Source organism: Cellulomonas sp. IC4_254 (genome assembly GCF_011603975.1).
Classification (GTDB): domain Bacteria; phylum Actinomycetota; class Actinomycetes; order Actinomycetales; family Cellulomonadaceae; genus Cellulomonas.
Map to the genome: position 1 here is coordinate 1 of NZ_JAANNB010000320.1, position 2,422 is coordinate 2,422.

Annotated in this window: 4 protein-coding genes; 3 read left to right on the plus strand and 1 reads right to left on the minus strand. The window is 74.6% G+C overall.

Features of this window, described 5'->3' with window-relative positions:
* The coding region (locus tag G6556_RS18335) for a hypothetical protein (RefSeq protein ID WP_205693747.1) at window positions 1-181 on the plus strand (181 nt) is incomplete at its 5' end.
* Here G6556_RS18335 and G6556_RS18340 read toward each other — a convergent pair.
* Entirely contained in the window at window positions 178-636 is a 459-nt protein-coding gene (locus tag G6556_RS18340) for an acetyltransferase (protein WP_166944520.1), read from the minus strand. The two genes, G6556_RS18335 and G6556_RS18340, sit on opposite strands and share 4 nt — an antisense overlap.
* A 183-nt stretch (window positions 637-819) precedes the next feature.
* Here G6556_RS18340 and G6556_RS18345 point away from each other — a divergent pair, with 183 nt between their 5' ends.
* Both G6556_RS18345 and G6556_RS18350 read left to right on the plus strand, forming a co-directional pair.
* Window positions 820-1,434 (plus strand): hypothetical protein, encoded by a 615-nt coding sequence (locus tag G6556_RS18345; protein ID WP_166944522.1) that lies wholly within the window; start codon window positions 820-822, stop codon window positions 1,432-1,434.
* Window positions 1,431-2,198, plus strand: coding sequence for a hypothetical protein (locus G6556_RS18350; RefSeq protein WP_166944524.1), 768 nt, complete (start codon window positions 1,431-1,433; stop codon window positions 2,196-2,198). Before G6556_RS18345 ends, G6556_RS18350 begins: the two co-directional genes overlap by 4 nt.
* The last annotated feature ends 224 nt before the right edge of the window (window positions 2,199-2,422 follow it).

The window sequence follows — 2,422 nt, forward strand, 5'->3', positions numbered from 1 at the left end:
GACCGCGTGCGCGGTGCGGCTGCGGTTCGTGCTGCGGGACGCGGCGGTCGTCGACGAGCCGGGCGTGCGGGCCGTGCCCGGGGTGGTCATGGTGGCGACGCAGGCCGGGCAGTTCCAGGTGGTGCTGGGGGCGCGCGCGATCCCGGTGAGCCGGGTGGTGCGGGGGCTGGTCGGGGACTAGGCCGCGCCCCGGTCGCCGAGCCTCAGGTGGAGCACCGGGTACGGACGCCCGGCCTCGTCGGTCTCGCTGCGGCCCACGACTTCGAACCCGCGATGGGCGTAGAAGTCGGCGGCCTCGACGTTCTGCTCGTTGACGTCCACGTCGGTCACGCCGTGCTCCTCGATCGCGTGCGCGACGAGCGCGGTGCCGATCCCGTTCCCCCGTCGGGTCGCGTCCACGAACAGCATCTCCAGCGTCCCGTCGAGGACGCCCGAGAACCCCGCCGGCCGGCCGTCGACCTCCGCGACCGAGAGCCGCACCGCCGGGAAGTAGTCGGACGCCAGCCTCGCCTCGATCTCGTCCCGGTCCTCCGCGGAGAGGAAGCGGTGCGTCGCGTCGACGGCGCTGCGCCAGATGGCCACGAGCGCGGGGTACTCCCCGGCGCCGGTCGAGGGCCGGATGTGCACGGTGGGCACGGTGTTCTCCTTCGGGGTGGTCTCCGGTGCATGATCCCAGCGATCGCCGTCCGGCGGCCGGTCGTCACCCGGGCGACCACCTACCCGGGCCGCGGACCGCACATTGGGTGGTTGCGGCGCGCGCCACCGTGGACACCTCCGGCTCGCCGAGCCGACACGACGGCGACGCGTGGAGGTCCACCCATGGCCGAGGTGGCCGCACCGCCCGCACCCCGGGGCCTCTCGGTCGCCCGCGTCGTCTGCGTCGTCCTCGGCCCGGTGCCCACGGCGGTGCTGACCTTCGCCATGACCCTGACCATCTTCGGCGTCCCCCATCCCGCGCTGGCGGTGCCGGCCGCCGCGTGCGTCGGGACCGCCCTCGGGGTCGTGCTCGCCGTGCGGGCGCTCCGGGGTCCCGGCTCCGTCGCCCGCCGGGAGACGCTCGTCCTCGTCCTGGCGGGCGAGGTCGTCTGCTTCGCGGTCCTCTGGTGGACGGACGCACCGCCGACCGTCGCGATGGGTTTCGTCCAGCTCGTGCTGGCGGGGACGACCGCCCTGGTCGCGCCCTTCCTCCGGCTCTGGGGGCACGGGTTCGTCCTGGGTGCCCTCGTCGGTGTCGGTCGCATGCTCGACCTGGCGCCGGTCCTCGTGTGGCAGATCGCGTCGGTCGCGGTCATCGCGCTCGCGTTCTCGCACCTCGCCCTGGGCAAGCAGCCGCCGGGCCGCGCGATCATCAGCCCGCTGCTCGGGTTCGTCGCTGGCGGCGTGGGCGGGATGGGCGGCCTGATCGTCGGGATGATCCTGTGGGGTGCCAGGTGACCGCCGACCCGCCGACACCCCGCCGACACCCCGGCGCCCCTCGGCCCCGCGGCCGCGGTAGCCGGCGACGGCGCACGATCCTGCGGGCGGTCTCGGCCGTCCTCGCGCTGGCGGCCGTCACGACGGCGTGGTCCGCGGTCGCCCGGGCCGAGCAGGACCGGACCGAGCGGCAGATCGAGACGGTGCGCGGCCTCCTGCTCCGCGGCGGTTACACGGAGTACGAGGAGCGGCCCGGCCCCGAGACCTGGCTCTCGCTCGTCCAGCCCCACACCGGGCGATGGGGGTGGTTCGTCACGTCCCGATCAGTGGACGACTTGCTGCGCGACATCCGGACGGCGGCAGCGGCGGCGTCCCTGGACGAGCCGTACTGCGTCCGTCCCGAGCAGACGCACCGCGAGGACGGGACCACCGTCGTCAGGATCCCGGAGTACATCCACGCCTGCGACCTCACCCTGGGCGACAGGCCGTTCGGCTCGGTCGTACTGAACCCTTTTGAGGAGTTCACCACGACCTACGTGACGTTCGGGATCGGGCCCGACGCCGAGATCATGCACCTCCGGGAGCAGATCGAGCACGAGGGCGACGAGCCCTGGACGCCAGAGCCCGTCGGGACCGTCTCCCCCGCCGCCGTGCTGCGCGGTTCGCTCCGGGCCGACGTCCTGGTGGCGTTCGTCGTCGCCTCGGGGTCGAGCGCGGTGATGGCCGGCGCGGTGGTCCTGGTCCGCCGGCGCCGGGACGCCGGCGGGAGCGGCGCCGGGGACTAAGGACCCATGGACCGCGCCGCTGAGCGCCGACTACGTTCGCCGCGAGAGACCGGTTTCCCAGCCGGTCGACGTCGACGGAGATCCGCTCCGGACACCACCCGGTCAGGACCGCCGACTCGTCGCGGGAGCACGCGGACCCACGCCGCGCCGCTGCCACGCAGCCGCACGAGGGATGTCACGCCACGAGGGCGATGCAGATCGACCCCTGCCCCGCCCCGCCGCCC

What these genes read in the sequence shown, in the direction of transcription:
- G6556_RS18345 (WP_166944522.1), top strand. Translation starts at nt 820, where the DNA reads ATGGCCGAGGTGGCCGCACCGCCCGCACCCCGGGGCCTCTCGGTCGCC.